The sequence below is a fragment of the Bradyrhizobium uaiense genome (genome assembly GCF_010811875.1).
GTDB classification, from domain to species: domain Bacteria; phylum Pseudomonadota; class Alphaproteobacteria; order Rhizobiales; family Xanthobacteraceae; genus Bradyrhizobium; species Bradyrhizobium uaiense.
On the sequence record NZ_VKHP01000002.1, the window covers coordinates 20384 to 38482 of the forward strand.

Consider the following 18099-nt stretch of genomic DNA (forward strand, 5'->3'; position numbering starts at 1 on the left):
TCCGATCGGGATCATCGCACGCGATAATTCCAGCTACCGGAAAAACACCAACAAGCGCCACGGGAGCGACGGCACGATGGAAAAAGGCATTTTTGACGGGCTCAAGGTCCTGGACTGCGCGAGCTTCATCGCGGCGCCCGCGGCCGCCACCGTGCTGTCCGACTTCGGCGCCGACGTCATCAAGATCGAGCCGCCCGGCGCCGGTGACCCCTACCGCAACCTGCCCAACCTGCCCGGCTATCCCGCGAGCGAACACAATTTCGCGTGGATGCTGGAGGCCCGCAACAAGAAGAGCCTCGCGCTCGACCTCACCAAGCCGGAGGCACGCGAGGTGCTCTACAAGCTCGTCGCCGAGGCCGACGTGTTCATCACCAACATGCCGCCGCAGGTGCGCGCAAAACTCGGCATCACCCACGATCATCTCGCCCATCTCAACGACCGGCTGATCTACGCGTCATTCACCGGCTATGGCGAGAAGGGCGAAGAGGCCAACAAGCCCGGCTTCGACTCCAACGCCTATTGGGCCCGCTCCGGCCTGATGGATCTGGTGCGTGCCGACGAGGACACCACGCCGGCCCGTTCGGTCGCCGGCATGGGCGACCACCCCTGCGCGATGGCCTTCTACGGCGCGATCGTCACCGCGCTGTTCCAGCGCGAGAAGACCGGCAAGGGCTCGCACGTCTCGACCAATCTGATGGCCAACGGCGTCTGGGCCAACGGCGTGCTGGCGCAAGCCAAGCTCGCCGGCGCCAAGTTCAAGAAACGCAAGCCGCGCGAAGAGGCGCTCAACGCCGTCACCAACCACTACAAGTGCAAGGACGGCCGCTGGCTGATCCTGTCGCTGCTCAACGAAGACCGGCAATGGCCGACCTTGGCGCGCTGCATGGGGCGCGAGGATCTGGTCGCCGATGCCCGCTTCGCCACCAAGGCGGACCGCCATGCGCGCTCGGTCGAGTTGATCAAGATCTTCGACGAGGTGTTCGCCGGCAAGGACCTTGCCGAATGGCGCAAGATCCTCGACGGCAATGGCCTGGTGTTCGGCGTCGTCGGCATCCTCGACGACATCCCGAACGACAAGCAGATGATCGAGAACGAAGTGCTGGTGCGCTTCGAGAACGATACCATGCTGACCGTCAACAGCCCGATCTTCATCGACGGCGCCAAGAAGGTGCAGCCGCGCAAGCCGCCCGAGGTCGGCGAGCACTCCGACGAGATCCTGCGCCAGGCCGGCTACGACGAGGCCACGATCCAGAAGCTGCGCGCGTCCGGCGCGGTGGCGTAGCCCGAGCTGACGCTGTCTCTTCACCCTCGCCCCGCGCTTGCGGGGAGAGGGCGGCGTTACGCGAGCCTATGCCCACTTCGTTTGAAGACGCTATGGTGGCTCAGCGCTTGATCCAGGCCCAGACCATGGCCACAACGATGACGCCGATGACGACCGCAAGCCCGATCGCCCAACTGCTGACGCGGACGGCGCTGGCCGCCTGACGTTCGGCCTCGTTGGCCGCGATCTCGCGGTTGCGCTGCTTGTCCTGCTCGGGAGCGCTCATCGGTCGGGTTCTCCGCCCAAGGGCTTGGGTTGTTCAGGTCGTCGTCGCGAAGCGGAATGTAGCATCAAATAATGACGCGCAGCCGCTTCGGTTCCTGCTGAATTACCGGCCCTTCACGAAGCACATCCCCAAGCGCGAGGTTTTCCCCGCAACCTCGCAAGCGAGCCCCTCGGCGCAAGTCCAGCCGCGGAAGCTGCGGTCGGTCTCGGCCGGCCTCGCGCCCGGCAGATAGCAATGCGCGCCCCAGCCGTCGCTGTATTCGGTGCCGGCGAGCTCGGCGCTGCCGCGCGATTGCGGCCGGTTGGAGAAGCCGCGTGAAAAGTCCGGCGCCTTGCCGTCGCGGAAGCTGGCAAGGATGTCGCGGCGGCGAGGCTGGTCGCCGAAGAAATGCGGCGAGGCCGGCACCACGGTCGAGTTCGACGGCTTGGCCGCCATCCAGTCGACGCCGGGAAAATGAAAACCGCCGATGCCGCGGGTCTGGTGACAGCCGGCGCAGGTGACGTCGTTGAGCCGGCGCTCGAAGCCGGCCAGCGACTGGATGTTCTGCAGCTTGGTTCCGTCAGCCGCAGCCTTCTGCAAGGCACCGACGACATCGTCACCCGAGAACACCGCGTTGCCGGCCGCCCCCTCGCCCTGCACCAGGCCGAATTCGGGCTCGAGGTCGCTGACATCAAAACCGATCGGCGTCGGCGCAACCGCCGATGTTGCGAGGAAACGATCGGGGATCAGCAAGGTGCCGCGATCGAGCTCCGCAAAATGCCTGGGATCGAGCAGCCACGCCTTGAAGTCGCGCTTCAGCCCCTCGTCGGCGAGAATACGATCGCGATCGATCTGGTTCTCCAGCGGCGCTTCAGCAAAGCGTTTCGCTGCGCCGTCGTAGTCGAACACTTTCAGCAGATAGTCGGTGCGGAAGTCGCGCACCGTGGATTTCGGCGCGTGGGCGATCTGCAGATTGGTCTCGATGCGATCGATGTTCCGCGAATCTATCAGGTCGAGCGGCCCGTCCTTGCCGAACAGCTTGTCCATCGTCGGCGGTGCACTGCCGGTCGCGAGCCAGCGCCGCGCGAGCTCGCGACAGGTGAGCGACGGGTCGCTGCCGTCGCCCTTCGCCTTCAGCACCAGGTTCAGCGTCATCGGCAGCCGCTGCGACACCGCGCTCTCGCCGATCAGCGGCACATCGGTGCGGGTCAACCGGTAGATCAGCCGGATCTCGCCGCAGTCTTTCGGCGCCACATAGGCTCGGTCCATGCGGTTGACGATGCCGGCGAGCACCAAGCGAACGTCGGGGGATTCGAACAGCGCGCGATCGAACAGCTGAAACGCAAAGCCGTCGCCGACGCCGATGCTCTCGTTCGGCAGGCTTGCATGATGCTTTGTGACATAGCGATCGAATTCGCGATCGAGCGCCGCGCGCACCGGCACCATCGCCGGCAACGTGAACAGCTCGCGGTTGGACAGCGGCGCATCGGCGGAGCGTTCCGGCGCAAGCATCCGTCCCAGCCCGAAGCGGCCATGATCTAGCTCGCGCAGGATCGCGGGATCGATCACCGCAGCACCGCGCTCGAGTGCGCGATCCTCCGCGGCACGTGCAGACACGGCGCCGCAGAACAGGACGGACATCATCAGGAGGCATTTCAGCGCACGGCTCATGCTCCCACTAACACCGCGTGGCAAACCCTATTCAAGAAAAAAGGCGCTTCACATCGCGGTGAAGCGCCTTGGTGTTGTCGTGTTTCGGCGAACATAGCGTTTTCGAGCGAAGTGGACGCCGGTTCGCGTGAAGAAAACGCGTCCAAAATACTCTAACGCGAAACGATCAGGCCCTTGCTGGTGACGACCACCCAACGGCCGTCCTGCTTGCGGATGGCGTCGACGCGGCCAAGGCCGGGGACGGGATCGCCGGCATAGACCTCGTAGATGCCGCCACGGCCCTCGATCAGTGCGCCACCATTGCCGACGTCGCGCAGTGCCCAGCCATCAACCACCGGCATGCGGCCAACCTCAGGCCTGGGGGCGGCCGGTGCAGCCGCGGCAGTCGCCGGCGGGAGCGAGCCCGTGACCTCGCGGGCGGGCGTCGCCGCGGCGACGGTCGTCTGCGGGGCACGCAGCTTGTCCACGGTCTCGCTGAGCTTGTTGAGTTTGGCGATCGGCTCGGCCTGGGCCTTCTCGACCTTCTCGATCCGGTCGCTGGCCTTGCTGAACTGGGCTTGGCCGGCCTTCGCGGTCTGCTCCACGCTGGCCTTCAGCGCTGCGAACTCGGACTCGACCCGGGCGAGCGCAGCATCGACCGCCTCCTTGTTGGCGGCGGCGTCCTTGGCAGCCACATCCCTGACGGAGGCCGCGGCGGGAGCGGCGAGATGGCCGAGCCCGGCGGTCGTGAGCGCGCCACCAATGGCGCCAGCGACGGTCGCCAACGCAATCACCGCGGCCATCGCTCCGAACCGGCGGGTGCCCGCCGGCTTGCCTGCGGTCTTGCCGGCCTGTTCGGCGCCCGGCCTGGACGTGCTCGCCTCATGGTCCCAGGTCCGGTCACCGGGCGCCATGATCATCAACTTGCCCGGGAAACGCGGCTCTTCTCGCTTGCCGGTCTCGACCTTGGGCACGTCCATGTTGGTCGGATCGATCTTGGCGTCGAGCTTGGCATCGATCCTGGCCTCGATCATGGGATCAAGCCGGGACGGCTCAACCTTGGGGGCTTCGGCCTTCGACGCGTCGATCCCGGGCGCATCCGCCTTCGGCGACGTCGCTTCCTGCTCGGGCGCGAGCCTGACAGCCTCGACATCGGCCGCGGCCATCACGGGCTCGCTCTTCGCCGCCATTCCGGCACCGGTTTGACCGCTGACCGGCTCGCTCTGCTGCTCACTCACGTTCAAAGTCTCCAGACTGGGTTGACAATTCGGTAACTTTTATTGCTTGCGAAATGGTTACCCCGCTCCGCCATTACCTAAATTTTAGGGAGTTTTCCGGGCCGGATTTGGGCGATGTTGCCCTGCGGCAATCTGCGTCAGCTCCGTTTGCGCGAGCCGCTTTCCCGATTAACATGCCATGATCTTCCAGCCAGAAGGCAGGGGAGCACCATGACGATCGAGAAATGCATCAATGAATTTGGTGTCGATGACGTCATTTTTGAGGAAGGCTCGACCGGCCGCGAGTTATTTGTCGTGCTCGACGGCAAGGTCGACATCGTCAAGATCGATGGCGGCAACAAGACGATCATCGTCAGCCTCGGCAAGGGCGAGTTCTTCGGCGAGATGGCGGTGATCGACGGCTCGGCGCGCTCGGCAACCGCCATTGCCTCCGCACCTGCGACGCGGGTGATGCGGATCAACCACGCCCGCTTCGTCTATCTCGTCAGCCAGCAGCCGGCCTTCGCCCTGATGGTGATGGATGCGCTCTCGAAACGCCTGCGCGCGTCCAACGCCGTCACTTACCGAGCGGCAGCCGCACCATGAGCGAACGCAAGCCGAGCCCGTTCAAGACGTTGTTCGACGCCGACGTCGCGACGCTGATCCAGGCGGCCGACGACGTCTACCAGATCCGTTTCAAGAACCGCGCCGCGAACGCCTATCTCGTGCGCGGCAGCAAGCGCACCATCATGATCGACGTCGGGCTGTCGAGCAATTATCCGTCGCTGGTCGCCTGCCTCAACCATCTCGGCATAACGCCCGATGCGATCGACATGGTGGTGCTGAGCCACGAGCATCTCGATCACATCGGCGCGGCCTATCATTTCCACGGCTCAGCCTATATCGCCGCGCACCGGCTTGCCGCCAACAAGATCATGCTGCGCGACGACTTCTCGATGCTGCGCAAGATGTTCAACGAGCCCAACGTGCCGATCGACGTCGACATCTGGCTCGAGGAAGGCAATCTGATCGACCTCGGCAATTTCCGCCTCAACGTCATGTACACGCCGGGCCATACCTCGGCCTGCATCACGCTGTTCGACCAGGACAAGGGCCTGTTGTTCGCGGCCGACACGCTGATGCCCGGCGGCGTGATGGGCGGCGTGTTCGGCTCAGGCTCGATTGCCGACTACATTCAGTCGCTGGAACGGCTGAAGGGGCTCGATTCGAAGATCCTGCTGTCGGGTCATGGCCGGCTGTCCGACACGCCGCACGACGACGTGCGGATCGCGCTGCAACGCTCGCATGCCCTGCTCGAGGACACCGCGCAGCTGTTCGATGCACTCGACGCGCGCTCGAATTTCGAGCCGATCATGCAGTCGGTGCGTGACCTCAACAAGCTCGACGATTGAGGCTCGGCCCAGCCGATGCCGCCCGTTGTGGCCTGGCATGACTTTGCACTAGGATCGGCTCACAACGATAAAAATCACGGGCTCGGCGATGCAGGCCGTTGCCGACAGCGGGGAGACGAAGCGAATGCAGGTTGACACGATGGCGCAGATGCGCCGCCGGGTGGTGATCTCCTCCACGATCGGCAATGCGCTTGAATGGTTCGACTTCACCGTCTTCGGCCTGTTCGCCGGCATCCTGAGCAAGCTGTTCTTTCCGGCGGACAATCCGCATTCCTCGCTGCTGCTGACCTTCGCGACATTCGGGATTGCCTTTGCAGCCCGGCCGCTGGGTGGCCTGGTGTTCGGGCTCTATTCCGACAAGCACGGCCGCAAGAAAGCGCTGGTCGTCATGATATCGCTGATGGCGGCCGGCACCGGCCTGCTCGGCGTCCTGCCGACCTATGGCGCGATTGGAATCGCGGCGCCGCTGTTGTTGCTGCTGGCGCGGCTGATCCAGGGCTTTTCCGCCGGCGGCGAGTTCGGCAGCGCCAGCGCGATGCTGATCGAATTCGCGCCGCCCGGCCGGCGTGGCTTGTACGGCTCGTTCCAGATGGTGTCGCAATCGTTGGCGTTCGGTCTCGGTGCCGCGATGGCGATCGGTCTCAATCTCGGCCTGTCGGCGGACGCCTTCGCGAGCTGGGGTTGGCGCGTGCCGTTCATCCTCGGCATTCTGATCGGACCGACCGGATGGTACCTGCGCCAAAAGTGCGACGAGTCGCCCGAATTCAAGGCGTATCTCGCCGAGAAGGCCGCAACGGCGCAGCCGAGCAGGCAGACCACGCTCGGCCAATTGTTCTCCGAATATCCGCGCGAGTTGATTGCCTCGTTCTGCCTGATCGCGGCCGGTACGGCGATCAACTATGTCAATGCGATCTTTCTGCCGACCTATGCGGTCGCCGAGCTGAAGCTACCGATCCTGAACGCGCAGCTCGGCCTGCTCGTCGTCAGCCTCGTCAATGCAGTGGTGGCCGTGGCCTGCGGCGCCCTCTCCGACCGGATCGGCCGCCGCGCGGTCCTGGTTCCGGCGCTGATCATCTACAGCTTGCTGTTCTATGTGATCTTGCAACGGCTCGTCGCCGCGCCAACCACGGCGAACCTCTGGCAATTGCAGATCGTCGCAGTCCTGCTCGGAGCGCTGGCCGGGCCGATGCCGGCCTTCATGACCGAGATATTCCCCGTCGGCGTGCGCTCCACCGGAGCATCGCTGATGTACAATCTCGCCGTGATGCTGTTCGGTGGGCTGGCGCCGTTCATCAACACCTGGCTGGTGCAGATGACCGGCGACAAGGCTGCTCCGGTCTACTACATCCTGTTCGCCGCGGCCGTCGGTCTCATCGGTCTTTCGGTCTATCGCGGGCGGCCGGCTATGCCGGCAGTCGCAACTCAACCGGCGCAATAAGCTCCATCGGCAAACAGCATGGTGGCCATACGGTCGTCGCGACGACCGTACATGCGGCGCTGCATTTGACAAATCCGCGCGTGGCCTGTTCAACAACGGCAAGAATAACGCTGAAGAACAGGGAGCGAGGACATGAAGCTTTACGACTCGATCGGACCCAATCCGCGCATCGTGCGGATGTTCATGGCCGAGAAGGGCATCGAGATCCCGAAGGAGACCGTCGACCTGCGCAAGGGCGAGAACCGCGAGGAAGCGCATCTGAAGCGCAACCCGCACGGCCAGATGCCGGCGCTGGAGCTCGACTGCGGTAACTACCTCTCGGAGATCACGGCGATCTGCGAGTATCTCGAGGAGAAGCACCCCTCGCCTGCGATGATCGGCGCCACGCCGGAAGAACGCGCGGAATGCCGGATGTGGACGCGCCGCGTCGATCTCAACATCGCCGAGCCGCTCGCCAACGGCTACCGCTTCGGCGAGGCGCTGAAATTCTTCGAGAAGCGGATTCCCGTGGCACCCGAAGCCTCGCCGGGGCTCAAGATGATCGCCGCCAACCGCATCAAATGGCTCAACGAGCAGATGGCCGACGGCCGCGACTACATCTGCGGGCAGCGCTTCACCCTCGCCGACACGCTGCTGTATTGCTGGATCGATTTCGGCAACCAGGTCGGCCAGCCGCTGGACCAGTCGAACGCCAACATCGTTGCCTGGTTCAACCGCGTCGCTGCGCGGCCATCGGTGAGGGCGTAAGGCTCAAGCCTCACCTCCCCTGAGAGGCAGGGCTATCGCATATAGCCTGCCTCCGCAGGGGCGCACTGCAAAAATATCGAAAACAACCCCATGCAAAGTAGCCGGCGGCGTGGCGGCATTCGACACGGGCTGCTTGACATGTCGGGCAAATCAGTGGCACTATTCTATTATTCAGAAATCGCTGGCGCGGTCGGCTGACGGCTCCCTCAGATCACCACCGGCTTGTCCGGTAGCTCGTTCGGGCCGCCCTCCGCATGCGGAAAATACTTCGCTAGCTCCCGCGACACCGCGGCGATGCCCTTGATCACGCCCTGCTCGAACCGGCCGGCCCGAAAATCGGTCTCCATCGCGCGGCAGATCGCCTCCCAGCCGGCGCGGCCGACCTTGGCGTCGATGCCGCGATCGGCGACGATCTCGACATCGCGGTCGGCAAGCAGGAGATAGATCAGAACGCCATTGTTGTGATGGGTGTCCCAGATCCGCAAGTGCGAGAACACGTCGAGCGCCCGTTCGCGCGCCGGCTGGTCGCGGAACAGCGGCACACCGTCGAGCGCTCCTTCGACGACGAAGCGGATCTGGCCGGAATGGGTCGCCTCGCCGGCCTTGATCGCCTGCTCGATGGCATCGAGCACGCGCGGCGGAAACTCGCGCCGCACGCGCCAACGATGTTCGAGCAGATGCTTGCCGATACGCTTGATGCCCATATGCCTACCAGCTCCCCGAGGCACCGCCGCCGCCGAAGCTGCCGCCTCCGCCGCTGAAGCCGCCGCCGTCGCTCGAACTCGAACCACTGCTCCAGCCCCCGCCGCCACCGGACCAGCCCCCGGAATAGCCGCCGCCGCGCCGGTACGGCCCCGAGCCGGCCGCCGGGCCACCAAAATTCAATCCGCCGAAGATCAGCGCCGCAACACCAGCGAACAGCCCGACCACCAGCGCGGTGGCGAGCGAACCGGCCAGCATCCAGGTGAAGACGCCGACGATGCCGCCGGTCGCGGCCGAGCCCAACAGCCGTCCCAGCAGGCCGCGCAGGAAGCCGGCCACGATGATGACGCCAAAGATCACGACCGGATTGGCAAAGTCGACGAGATTGGGCGCCTGCCAATGCTCGGGCTCCGGCGCCGGCAATTGCTCGCCATTGACCAGGCGGATCATCCGGTCGACGCCGGCCGAGATGCCGCCGGCGAAATCACCGGCCTTGAACTTCGGCGTGATGTCCTCGTCGATGATACGGTGCGTGACGACGTCGCTCAGCACGCCTTCGAGGCTGTAGCCGACCTCGATGCGCAGATGCCGATCGTTCTTGGCGACGACGAGCAGCGCACCATCGTCGACCTTCTTGCGTCCGATCTTCCAGGCCTCGGCGACGCGGATCGAGAACTGCTCGATGGTCTCCTCAGCCGTAGTCGGTACGATCAGGACCGCGATTTGGCTGCCCTTGCGGGTTTCCAAATCCTTCAGCCTGTCGTTCAGCGCCGCGACGTCGCTCGTCGATAGCGTCCCGGTCTGATCGACGACGCGACCGGTGAGCTGAGGTATCGCGACGTCAGCCCACGCCGGGCAGAGGAAGCCCAGCAGGAAAGCAAGCAGGATGACGCGAGTGGCTGCCATCGCGATCGGCGCCCGCCGGCGCTATTTCGACGGCGCCGGGGTCGGGTTGAAATCGACCTTCGGCGCGGTCGAAATCTCCTTCTCATTGTCGACCGTGAAGTTGGGCTTCTCCTTGTAGCCGAACACCATCGCGGTCAGATTGTTCGGAAAGGTGCGGATGCCGACGTTATAGTCCTGCACCGACTTGATGTAACGGTTGCGCGCCACCGTGATGCGGTTCTCGGTGCCCTCGAGCTGTGCCATCAGGTCACGGAACAGCGCATCCGATTTCAGCTGCGGATAATTTTCGGTGACGACCAGCAGCCGCGACAGCGCACTGGTCAGCTCGCCCTGCGCCTGCGTGAACTTCTGGAATGCCGCCGGATCGTTCAACACCTCGGGCGTTGCCTGGATGCTACCGACCTTGGCGCGCGCGTTGGTCACGCCGAGCAGCACGTCCTTCTCCTGCTGCGCAAAACCCTTCACCGAGTTGACCAGGTTCGGCACCAGATCGGCGCGGCGCTGGTACTGGTTCACCACCTCCGACCAGCTCGACTTGACCTGCTCGTCATTGGTCTGGATCGCGTTGTAGCCGCAGTTGGTCAGGCTCAAGGTCGCCAGCGCTGCCAGCACGGTCCAAAGCTTGCGCATGAAGATGGTCCTCCCGGTGGATTCTCGATCAGAGTAACAGATTTTCGCGTGACAATCCCGCGTGGCGGGATTCGCGGCGGATTTTGCGGATGATGGCCCTTGCCTATCCCTCCCTGCGCCGTTCATCATGGCGAAAAAATCGATCGCGGGAGGATCCATTGGCGTCTGAACAATTCGAGACGATTGTCGTCGAGCGGCCCGAGCCCGCAATCGCGCGGATCGTGATGAACCGCCCCGAGGCCCGCAACGCCCAGAACCTGCAGATGACCTACGACCTCAACACCGCCTTCGACCAGGCGGTGCAGGACGACGCGGTCAAGGTCATCATCCTCGCCGGCAACGGACCGCATTTTTCGGCCGGTCACGATCTCAGGCCCGCGGGCAAGAACCAGGCAGGCGTCGATTTCCCGCCTGTCGGAAATTGGGGCGGCTTCGCCGAACCCAACGCGCATGGGCGCTTCGCGCGGGAGCAGGAGATCTACCTGCAGATCACGCGGCGCTGGCGCAATCTCGCCAAGCCCACGATCGCGGAAGTGCACGGCAAGTGCATCGCCGGCGGGCTGATGCTGGCCTGGGCCTGCGACCTGATCGTCGCGAGCAGTGATGCCGAGTTCTGCGACCCCGTGGTGACGATGGGCGTCTGCGGCGTCGAGTGGTTCGTGCACCCCTGGGAACTCGGCGCGCGCAAGGCCAAGGAGATGCTGTTCACCGCCGATGTGTGGAGCGCCGACGAGGCGCATCGCCTCGGCATGGTCAATCATGTGGTGCCGCGCGGCGATCTCTCGCCCTTCACGCTGGCGCTGGCACGGCGGATCGCGGCCAAGCCCGCCTTTGCGCTGAAGCTATCCAAGGAGGCGGTGAACCGCTCGATCGACATCATGGGGCAGCCTGCGGCAATTGATCAGGCCTTCGCGCTGCATCAGCTCTGCCACGCCCACAACCTTCAGGAATTCGGAATGGTGGTGGACCCCGCGGGTCTGCATCCCTCCGTCAAGAAAACCGCCAACGTGTAGAAAGCCAGATGGACCTCACTCTCAGCGACGAGCAGCGCCTGCTGCGCGAAAGTGCCGACCGCTTCGTGGCGGAGACCTTCACATCAGACCACCGCAAGAAAGCGGCGAACGATCCGCTGGGCTATTCGCCTGACATCTGGAAACAATTCGCCGAGCTCGGCTGGCTGGCGCTGCCGATCAGCGAAGCCCATGGCGGGCTCGGCGGCGGCGCGATCGAGATCGGACTGTTGATGGAAGCATTCGGCCGTGGCCTCGTATCGGAGCCGTTCTTCTCGACGGTCGTGATCGGCGCTGCGCTGGTCGCCGAATGCGGCACCGAGGCGCAGCGGCAGGCGATCCTGCCGAAGGTGGCCGAGGGCGCGCTTACGCTCGCCTTTGCGCATTCGGAGCGCGCGGCGCGCTTCGACCTCGCTCATGTCGACACCACCGCAACCAAGACCGCCGCCGGCTGGCGGCTGAACGGCAGCAAGATCACCGTGCTCGACGGCGCTGCCGCCGGCCAGATCATCGTCTCCGCCCGCGTTGCCAATGCCAACGGCGCATCCGGCAAGCTTGCCCTGTTCCTGGTGCCGGCCGGAACGGCGGGTCTCACTCTGCGCGACTACGCGCGGCTCGGTGGCGGGCGCGGCTGCAGTCTCGACCTGAAAGATGTGCAATTGTCCGCCGATGCCCTGCTCGGCGACGGCCAGGATGCGCTGCCCGCGATCGAAACCGTGGTCGACCGCGCGATGGCCGCGCTCGGCGCCGAAGCCGTCGGCATCATGCAGACGCTGCTCGACACCACGCTCGAATACACCAAAATCCGCAAACAGTTCGGCCGGCCGCTGTCGGCCAACCAGGTGATCCGCCATCGGCTCGCCGACGTCGCGATGCAGGTCGACGAGGCGCGCTCATTGGCCCTGCGCGCCGCGCTGATGGCGAATGCCGAGCCGGTGGCTCGCAGCCGCGCTGCGTCCGGCGCCAAGGCGAAGATCGGCCGATGCGCCCGCTTCGTCGCCGAGCAGGCGGTGCAGCTGCACGGCGCCATGGGCGTCACCGAGGAGCTCGACATCGGCGCCTATTTCAAGCGGCTGCTCGCCTTCGACACGCTGTTCGGCGGCAGCGCCCATCATTATCGCCGCCACGCCGCGCTGAGCGGCCGCGCCCACGCCTAACGGAGAGCGCATATGGATCTCACCTTCAGTGCCGAGGAGCGCGCCTTCGAAAAGGAAGTCCGCGACTACATCGCCGAGAGCCTGACACCGGAAATGAAGCGCGCCACCGCGCTGACGCCGTCGGTGTTCTCCGATCCCGATATCGGCATGGCCTGGCAGCGCGCACTGCACAGGAAGGGCTGGGGCGCACCGGGCTGGCCGGTGGACCATGGCGGGCCCGACTGGACGCCGGCGCAACGCTGGATCTTCGAGGCCGAATGCGCCCGCGCCGGCGTGCCCAATGTCAACGTCATGGGCGTGAAGATGGTCGGCCCGGTCATCATCGGCTTCGGCTCGCCCGAGCAGAAGAATTTCTATCTGCCGCGGATTCTCTCCGGCGAAGACTATTGGTGCCAGGGCTATTCCGAGCCGGGCTCGGGCTCCGATCTTTCCTCGCTGAAGACCCGCGCGGTGCGCGACGGCGACGACTACATCATCAACGGCACCAAGATCTGGACGACGCATGCGCACCACGCCAACCGTATGTTCGCGCTGGTGCGCACCAGCGACGGCGAGCGGCAGCAGGACGGCATCAGTTTTATTCTCATCGACATGAAGACATCAGGCATCACGACGAGGCCGATTCTGACGATCGGCGGCGACCACGAGGTCAACCAGGTGTTCTTCGACGACGTTCGCGTCCCCGTGGCCAACCGCGTCGGCGAGGAAGGCAAGGGTTGGACCTACGGCAAATACCTGCTGGAATTCGAGCGCGGCTCCGGCATCGCATCGGCCAAGCTGCGCGAGGCGCTGAAGACGATCTCCGATCTCGCAGGCTCCGAGATCACCGGCCGCGCCATCGAGGACCCCGACATCGCGATCCGGATGTCGGAGCTCGAGGTCGACATCGACGCACTCGAGATGACCGAATTGCGGGTGCTGTCTGCGCTGCAGACCGGACAGAATCCCGGCGCGGTGTCGTCGCTGATCAAACTGCGCGTCAGCGAGATCCGCCAGGCGGTGACGCGGCTCGGCGTCGACGTCGTCGGCCAGGACGGGCTTGCCGTCGAGCCGGCGCGACCGCTCTACCGGCTCAACCATGAGCCGGTCATCCCGGAGGATTTGCTGCCGGTGGTGCCGGAATATCTCAACAGTCGCGCGTACACGATCTTCGGCGGTTCGTCGGAGATCCAGCGCGATATCATCGCGAAGATGGTGCTGGGGCTGTAAGTTCTCGTCATTCCGGGGCATCGCGAAGCGATGAGCCCGGAATCCATCAAGCCGCATGCAATGAGGCACAATGGATTCCGGGCTCGCGCTGACGCGCGCCCCCAGATGCGCAATTGCGCATCGGGGAATGACGGGTGGAGAGAGGACGGCCTTACGCCGCCCCCGCCTTCGCGTCCTGGATCGCCTGCCAGATCTTCACCGGCGTCAGCGGCGTGTTGAGCTGGGTTATCCCGACCTCGCTCAGCGCATCCATCACGCCGTTGGTGATGCAGGGCGGGCCGCCGATCGCACCGGACTCGCCGCAGCCCTTGGCGCCCAGCGGATTGGTCTTGCACGGCGCGGAGGGATCGAGCGTCACTGACATCGGCGGAACGTCCGAAGCGCGCGGAATGCAATAGTCCTGATAGCTCGCGGTCAGAAGCTGGCCTTCCTCGCTGTAGGCCACGCCCTCATAAAGCGCCTGGCCGATGCCCTGGACAACGCCGCCATGCACCTGCCCGGTCACCAGCATCGGATTGACCGCGACGCCGACGTCGTCGACCGTTGTGTAGCGCACCACCCGCGTGACACCGGTCTCGGGATCGATCTCGACCTCGCAGATATGGGTGCCGTTCGGCCAGCTCGGCCCGTCGACATTGCCCTCGCTCTCGACCGAGAGCTTGGCGCCTTTTTCCTTAGCCGCGATCTCGAACAGGCTGATGCGCTTGTCGGTGCCGACCACGGTGAGGAAGCCATCGCGATACTCGATGTCCTCGATGGACGCTTCCAGCAGGTTGGAGGCCTTGTCGCGCGCCTTGTTGATCATGTCGTTGGCGGAGACCGCAACAGCGGTGCCGCCGACGAACAGCGAGCGCGAGCCGACGCTGCCGAAGCCGGTGGCCAGGTCCGTGTCGCCCTGGATGACATCGATCTTGTCCATGGGAATGCCGAGCGACTCGGACACCATCTGGGTGTAGGTGGTGGCGAGGCCCTGCCCCATCGCCATCGTACCCGACCACAGGACCAGGCGGCCCTCGGCGGTCGCATGCAGCGAGACGTTCTCGGTGTGGGCGCGGCCGCCGGTCCATTCGATATAGCTGGTCAGGCCGCGGCCGTAGAGCAGGCCCTTCTTCTTCGCCGCCTTCTTGCGCGCGGCAAAGCCGTTCCAGTCGGCGAGATCAGAGGCGCGCTCCAGCATATGCGCGAAGGCGCCGGAATCGTACACCTGCCCGACCGCATTGGTGTAGGGCAGTTGCGCCGGCTTGATGTAGTTGACCTTGCGGATGGTGCGCGGATCCATGCCGATCTGGCGCGCGGCGGCATCGAACAGCCGCTCGACGATGAACACCGCCTCGGGCCTGCCGGCGCCGCGATAGGCTCCGACCGGCGCCGTGTTGGTCATCACCGACTTCACCTCGAAATGCACCAGCGGCAGGTCGTAGACGCCGGTCTGCACGAACGGGCCGAGCACCAGCGGGATGATGTTCGCGGTGCCCGACGAGTAGGCGCCGGTGCCGCCGATCGAACGCACGCGATAGGCCAGCACGCGGCCCTTGGCATCGAGCGCGAACTCGCCGGTCGAAGTGAGGTCGCGGCCATGGGTGCCGCCGACGAACTCGTCGGTGCGGTCGCCGCGCCAGCGGATCTTCTCGTTCAGCTTGGTCGCGGCATAGGCGACGATGCCGTCTTCCGGGTAGAGGCTGGTCTTCTGGCCGAAGCCGCCGCCGATGTCGCCGACCAGCACGCGCACGCTGTCCTTCGGCCGCTTCAGGATCGATTCCGCCAGCAGGTCGCGGGTCGAGCCCGGGGTCTGCGACTGCACGTGCAGAATGAGCCGTCCGGTCTCCTTCTCGATCTCGGCAATGGTCGAGCGCGGCTCCATCGCCGATGGCACCAGGCGCTGGCTGACCAGGTCGAGCGACACCTTGTGCACGGCACCGGCAAAGGCTTCCTCGACCTTGGCGGCGTCGCCATAGCTCATCGCAGCCACGATATTGTCGGGCGCCTCCGGCCAGACTGCCGGCGCGCCGGGCTTGATCGCCTCGACCGGATCGACCACCGAGGGCAGCACCTCGTAATCGATCTCGATCGCCTCGGCCGCCGTCTGCGCCAGCACGCGCGAGGTCGCGACCACGGCCGCAACACCCTCACCCGCGTAGCGCACCACCTCATGCGCCAGCAGGCGCCGCGGCGGCACGGTCATCGGCGAGCCGTCGGGCCGCTTGAAGATCGCGAGCGTCGGCAGCGTGCCGATATCGTCCTTGACGAGGTCGGCGCCGGTATAGACCGCCTTGACGCCCGGCATCTCCTGCGCCGCCTTGGCATCGATCGACCTGATCCTGGCGTGGGCATGCGGTGAGCGCAGCACGTGCAGCCAGAGCGCCCCGTCCTGCGGCTTGTCGTCGATGAAATGCCCCTTCCCGGTCACCAGCCGCTGGTCTTCCAGACGCTTGACTGGCTGGCCCGCACCAAAACGCATATTGCCGGGAAGAATGTTCATCAGGGGGTCCTTGGGTTTAGAAATTTCGGCGGGTTTTAACGGATGGATGGCGTTGACGCCAACCCGAGTTTCGGACGCGCCTGCCTGCGAAATCGTCATGGCCGGGCTTGTCCCGGCCATCCACGTCTCGGGCGATATTGTAAGGAGGTCGTGGATGCCCGGGACAAGCCCGGGCATGACGGAAAGTTTTCACGCAAGATCGCGCAACGCGGCCTCGACCACCTTGCGCTGCTCGGCAGTCAGCGGTGCCTGCGGCGGCACAGGATCGCCGACATCGTAGCCCTGGCTCGCAAGCCCGGCCTTGACGCAGGCCGCGAGGTTGAAGCGGGCAAAGGCCTCGTTGATGCGCCAGAGCTTGCGCTGCAGGGCCATCGCCTCGTCCCAGCGGGCGCGGCGGCAGAGATTGTAGAGTTCGACGCTCTGGCGCGGGATGATGCAGGCAGGTCCCGCCATCCAGCCGTGACCGCCGATCAGCATCACAGCGGCCGGAATATGGGCAGACGCCGAGAACACCTTCAGGCTGTCACCGCAGCGGTTCATGATCGACAGCAGCCGGCCGGTGTTGGTCGAGGCGTCCTTGATGTAGCCGATGCGCGGATGCTCGGCGAGCCGTGCGATGACGTCGAGCGTCAGGTCGGAGCGCTGGAAATTCGGATTGGTGTAGATCACGACCGGAATGTCGACGGCGTCGGCGATGGCGCGGAAATAGGATTCCACCTGGGCATCATTGAGCGGGAAATACGCCTCCAGGATCGCGAGAATACCGGCAGCACCCCGCTTCTGATAGGCCTTCGCCTGCGCCACCGCATCCGCCGTCGAGGTCGAGGCGACGCCGGCGACTACGGGCACGCGCCCCGCTGCCGCCTCGATCGTGGTCGCCACCACCTGCATGCGCTGCGCATTGTTGAGATAGGCGAATTCGCCGGTCGAGCCGAGCGGCGTCAAGCCATGGACGCCGGCCTTGATCAGATCGTCGCAGAGCCGGCCCAGCACCTCGGTACGGACGTGGCCGGCGGGATCGACCGGGGACACCAGATACGGAAAGACGCCGTGGAAATCAGCCATTTGCGAGCCTCGTTGACGGCGAGACATAATCGGGATCGTGCGCAAAGGGAAGCGGCTCGCCGCGGCGCAGGGCGCCGAGCACCGCGGCAAAGTCGGTTACCGCGCGGAAACCGAGCAACCGTTCGGCCTTGCCGGCGTCGTAGATCCGGCCGATCGAGCGCGGCAGGTGCCAGCCGCGCCGCGCGAACAATGCCGACGCATCGGGGAAAGTGCGCGCGATCACGCCGGCCGCATCCGTCTTCAGGTCCGCGACGTCGCTGCGCGTAAACGGCGTCGGTGCGCTGATCACGAAGACCTCGAAGCCACGGATCTTCTCCAGCGCCAGGATGTGCGCATCGGCGGCGTCCTCCACCGTGAGCCGGCGATACAGCAGTTCGGTGGCCTTCAGGTTCTCGCCATGGATGTCACGGATGGTGTCATCATCCTCGGGGAAGAAGCGGCTGGTGCGCAGCACCGCGCAGTTCAGGCCATGCTCGCGGCTATAGAGCCGGCACAGCCCTTCGGCAGCGAGCTTCGTCACGCCGTAGATATTGCGCGGCTCGAGCGGCCCCGTCGTCTCGTCGAGCCACACCGCCGCATGCCCCTCCTCGTCGCGGATCGCCTGCGAGATCATCAGCGATGTCGTCGAGGTAAAGACGAAACGATCATGCCCGGCGGCCACGGCGGCCTGCAGCAGATTGAGCGTGCCTGACACGTTGACGTCGACAAAGGCCTGCGGCGCGAAGCGTGCGATATCGGGCTTGTGCAGCGCGCCGCCATGGATCACGGCCTCGATGCAATGATCGGCGAACACCCGATCCACCACCGAACGGTCGGCCACCGAGCCTGTGACATCGGTCGCCTCGCCCGGGACGACGTCGAGGCCGACCACGTCATGGCCTGCCTGTCGCAGCCGCGGCGCAAGGAAACGGCCGAGCCAGCCGGACGAGCCGGTCAACAATACGCGCATGA

Annotated in this window: 17 protein-coding genes; 8 read left to right on the forward strand and 9 right to left on the reverse strand. The window is 65.2% G+C overall.

Annotated elements, in window-relative coordinates; genetic code table 11:
* Positions 1-76: 76 nt before the first annotated feature.
* Positions 77-1282: a CaiB/BaiF CoA transferase family protein gene (locus FNJ47_RS00660; RefSeq protein ID WP_163149432.1), complete on the forward strand. Its 1206-nt coding sequence runs from the start codon at positions 77-79 to the stop codon at positions 1280-1282.
* 100 nt (positions 1283-1382) lie between these two features.
* Here FNJ47_RS00660 and FNJ47_RS49745 read toward each other — a convergent pair whose 3' ends face one another.
* From FNJ47_RS49745 to FNJ47_RS00670, 3 genes are all read right to left on the reverse strand, one after another.
* A complete protein-coding gene (locus tag FNJ47_RS49745; RefSeq protein ID WP_165445468.1) occupies positions 1383-1547 on the reverse strand; it encodes a hypothetical protein in 165 nt (54 codons plus the stop codon).
* A 102-nt stretch (positions 1548-1649) separates the two neighbouring features.
* Positions 1650-3197 carry a hypothetical protein gene (locus FNJ47_RS00665; protein WP_163149434.1) on the reverse strand — a complete coding sequence of 516 codons (1548 nt, stop codon included), beginning with the start codon at positions 3195-3197 and terminating at the stop codon, positions 1650-1652.
* Between the two features lie 152 nt (positions 3198-3349).
* Positions 3350-4420, reverse strand: coding sequence for a hypothetical protein (locus FNJ47_RS00670; RefSeq protein WP_163149436.1), 1071 nt, complete (start codon positions 4418-4420; stop codon positions 3350-3352).
* A gap of 204 nt (positions 4421-4624) precedes the next feature.
* Here FNJ47_RS00670 and FNJ47_RS00675 point away from each other — a divergent pair, with 204 nt between their 5' ends.
* The 4 genes from FNJ47_RS00675 to FNJ47_RS00690 all read left to right on the forward strand — a co-directional run bounded on the left by FNJ47_RS00675 (position 4625) and on the right by FNJ47_RS00690 (position 7990).
* On the forward strand, positions 4625-4999 hold the full coding sequence (locus FNJ47_RS00675) for a Crp/Fnr family transcriptional regulator (protein ID WP_163149438.1): 375 nt from the start codon (positions 4625-4627) through the stop codon (positions 4997-4999).
* Entirely contained in the window at positions 4996-5805 is an 810-nt protein-coding gene (locus tag FNJ47_RS00680; RefSeq protein WP_163149440.1) for an MBL fold metallo-hydrolase, read from the forward strand. Before FNJ47_RS00675 ends, FNJ47_RS00680 begins: the two co-directional genes overlap by 4 nt.
* 124 nt (positions 5806-5929) lie before the next feature.
* Entirely contained in the window at positions 5930-7243 is a 1314-nt protein-coding gene (locus tag FNJ47_RS00685) for an MFS transporter (RefSeq protein WP_235999257.1), read from the forward strand.
* Positions 7244-7375: 132 nt separating this feature from the next.
* Positions 7376-7990 (forward strand): glutathione S-transferase family protein, encoded by a 615-nt coding sequence (locus FNJ47_RS00690; protein WP_163149442.1) that lies wholly within the window; start codon positions 7376-7378, stop codon positions 7988-7990.
* 206 nt (positions 7991-8196) lie between these two features.
* On the opposite strand, the gene FNJ47_RS00695 is transcribed toward FNJ47_RS00690, so the two are convergent.
* From FNJ47_RS00695 to FNJ47_RS00705, 3 genes are read right to left on the reverse strand one after another with little or no spacing between them, the layout of a single operon-like run.
* Positions 8197-8694 carry a TPM domain-containing protein gene (locus tag FNJ47_RS00695; protein WP_163149444.1) on the reverse strand — a complete coding sequence of 166 codons (498 nt, stop codon included), beginning with the start codon at positions 8692-8694 and terminating at the stop codon, positions 8197-8199.
* 4 nt (positions 8695-8698) lie between these two features.
* Entirely contained in the window at positions 8699-9598 is a 900-nt protein-coding gene (locus FNJ47_RS00700; protein WP_163149446.1) for a TPM domain-containing protein, read from the reverse strand.
* Between the two features lie 21 nt (positions 9599-9619).
* Positions 9620-10228: a LemA family protein gene (locus FNJ47_RS00705; protein ID WP_163149448.1), complete on the reverse strand. Its 609-nt coding sequence runs from the start codon at positions 10226-10228 to the stop codon at positions 9620-9622.
* 158 nt (positions 10229-10386) lie between these two features.
* Here FNJ47_RS00705 and FNJ47_RS00710 point away from each other — a divergent pair, with 158 nt between their 5' ends.
* Genes FNJ47_RS00710 through FNJ47_RS00720 form a run of 3 tightly spaced genes read left to right on the forward strand, consistent with a single transcriptional unit; the run spans position 10387 to position 13604 of the window.
* Entirely contained in the window at positions 10387-11241 is an 855-nt protein-coding gene (locus tag FNJ47_RS00710) for an enoyl-CoA hydratase (RefSeq protein ID WP_163149450.1), read from the forward strand.
* Between the two features lie 8 nt (positions 11242-11249).
* Positions 11250-12395 (forward strand): acyl-CoA dehydrogenase family protein, encoded by a 1146-nt coding sequence (locus FNJ47_RS00715; RefSeq protein WP_163149452.1) that lies wholly within the window; start codon positions 11250-11252, stop codon positions 12393-12395.
* 12 nt (positions 12396-12407) lie between these two features.
* Positions 12408-13604 carry an acyl-CoA dehydrogenase family protein gene (locus tag FNJ47_RS00720; RefSeq protein ID WP_163149454.1) on the forward strand — a complete coding sequence of 399 codons (1197 nt, stop codon included), beginning with the start codon at positions 12408-12410 and terminating at the stop codon, positions 13602-13604.
* 151 nt (positions 13605-13755) lie between these two features.
* Here the strand turns inward: FNJ47_RS00720 and FNJ47_RS00725 are convergent, their stop codons facing one another.
* From FNJ47_RS00725 to FNJ47_RS00735, 3 genes are all read right to left on the reverse strand, one after another.
* Entirely contained in the window at positions 13756-16083 is a 2328-nt protein-coding gene (locus FNJ47_RS00725) for a xanthine dehydrogenase family protein molybdopterin-binding subunit (RefSeq protein WP_163149456.1), read from the reverse strand.
* A gap of 189 nt (positions 16084-16272) precedes the next feature.
* Positions 16273-17148 carry a dihydrodipicolinate synthase family protein gene (locus FNJ47_RS00730; protein WP_163149458.1) on the reverse strand — a complete coding sequence of 292 codons (876 nt, stop codon included), beginning with the start codon at positions 17146-17148 and terminating at the stop codon, positions 16273-16275.
* Positions 17141-18097 carry an NAD-dependent epimerase/dehydratase family protein gene (locus FNJ47_RS00735; protein WP_163149460.1) on the reverse strand — a complete coding sequence of 319 codons (957 nt, stop codon included), beginning with the start codon at positions 18095-18097 and terminating at the stop codon, positions 17141-17143. The genes FNJ47_RS00730 and FNJ47_RS00735 overlap by 8 nt, the downstream gene beginning before the upstream one ends.
* Positions 18098-18099: the final 2 nt, after the last annotated feature.

Bases quoted from the DNA above. Each gene is read 5' to 3' on its own strand.
- FNJ47_RS00725 (WP_163149456.1), bottom strand. From the start codon at position 16,083: ATGAACATTCTTCCCGGCAATATGCGTTTTGGTGCGGGCCAGCCAGTC.
- FNJ47_RS00675 (WP_163149438.1), top strand. From the start codon at position 4,625: ATGACGATCGAGAAATGCATCAATGAATTTGGTGTCGATGACGTCATT.
- FNJ47_RS00690 (WP_163149442.1), top strand. From the start codon at position 7,376: ATGAAGCTTTACGACTCGATCGGACCCAATCCGCGCATCGTGCGGATG.
- FNJ47_RS00695 (WP_163149444.1), bottom strand. From the start codon at position 8,694: ATGGGCATCAAGCGTATCGGCAAGCATCTGCTCGAACATCGTTGGCGC.
- FNJ47_RS00735 (WP_163149460.1), bottom strand. From the start codon at position 18,097: ATGCGCGTATTGTTGACCGGCTCGTCCGGCTGGCTCGGCCGTTTCCTT.
- FNJ47_RS00665 (WP_163149434.1), bottom strand. From the start codon at position 3,197: ATGAGCCGTGCGCTGAAATGCCTCCTGATGATGTCCGTCCTGTTCTGC.
- FNJ47_RS00685 (WP_235999257.1), top strand. From the start codon at position 5,930: ATGCAGGTTGACACGATGGCGCAGATGCGCCGCCGGGTGGTGATCTCC.
- FNJ47_RS00705 (WP_163149448.1), bottom strand. From the start codon at position 10,228: ATGCGCAAGCTTTGGACCGTGCTGGCAGCGCTGGCGACCTTGAGCCTG.
- FNJ47_RS49745 (WP_165445468.1), bottom strand. From the start codon at position 1,547: ATGAGCGCTCCCGAGCAGGACAAGCAGCGCAACCGCGAGATCGCGGCC.
- FNJ47_RS00660 (WP_163149432.1), top strand. From the start codon at position 77: ATGGAAAAAGGCATTTTTGACGGGCTCAAGGTCCTGGACTGCGCGAGC.
- FNJ47_RS00680 (WP_163149440.1), top strand. From the start codon at position 4,996: ATGAGCGAACGCAAGCCGAGCCCGTTCAAGACGTTGTTCGACGCCGAC.
- FNJ47_RS00715 (WP_163149452.1), top strand. From the start codon at position 11,250: ATGGACCTCACTCTCAGCGACGAGCAGCGCCTGCTGCGCGAAAGTGCC.
- FNJ47_RS00720 (WP_163149454.1), top strand. From the start codon at position 12,408: ATGGATCTCACCTTCAGTGCCGAGGAGCGCGCCTTCGAAAAGGAAGTC.
- FNJ47_RS00700 (WP_163149446.1), bottom strand. From the start codon at position 9,598: ATGGCAGCCACTCGCGTCATCCTGCTTGCTTTCCTGCTGGGCTTCCTC.
- FNJ47_RS00730 (WP_163149458.1), bottom strand. From the start codon at position 17,148: ATGGCTGATTTCCACGGCGTCTTTCCGTATCTGGTGTCCCCGGTCGAT.